The sequence below is a fragment of the Oleiphilus sp. HI0080 genome, assembly GCF_001635135.1.
This window is the reverse complement of sequence record NZ_LWFU01000256.1, coordinates 1-419: the sequence shown is the minus strand read 5'-3', so window position 1 is coordinate 419 and position 419 is coordinate 1. Positions and strand designations below refer to the sequence as shown.

1 protein-coding gene is annotated in these 419 nt (G+C 43.7%); it reads right to left on the bottom strand.

Annotated features, from left to right (window positions below; all coding sequences use genetic code 11):
- The coding region (locus A3751_RS02730) for a transporter substrate-binding domain-containing protein (RefSeq protein WP_156492221.1) at nucleotides 1–261 on the bottom strand (261 nt) is incomplete at its 3' end.
- Nucleotides 262–419: the final 158 nt, after the last annotated feature.

The following is a 419-nucleotide window of genomic DNA, read 5'->3' as shown; positions in this document are numbered from 1 at the left end:
AAAGATAGCGTCGTATTTACGCGCTAGAAGGCCGGGAATGATACCGTCCCAAGCTTGAATAACCCATTCGCACTCTGCTTTGATTTCAGCACAAACCGCGTTGCCCAGATCAATTTCGAAGCCAGTGAGTGTGCCATCTGGCGCTTTGTATTCGAAAGGCTCATATGGGACATCAACAGCCAGTTTAAGTTTGTCTGCAGCGAAGCCAAGACTGCTTGTTGCAGCTAGGACACAACCTAGAAATAGCGATAGTTTTTTCATGAGGATTTCCCCTTATTGTTTATAGTGACTCTTTACGAGTTCCGTTAATGACTCTTGATTACTTCCGTTAATGACTCTTGATTACTTCCGTTAATGACTCTTTACGAGCTCAGTCAATGACGCTTGATGAGGTCAGTGATTGTGTACTGATAACTAGT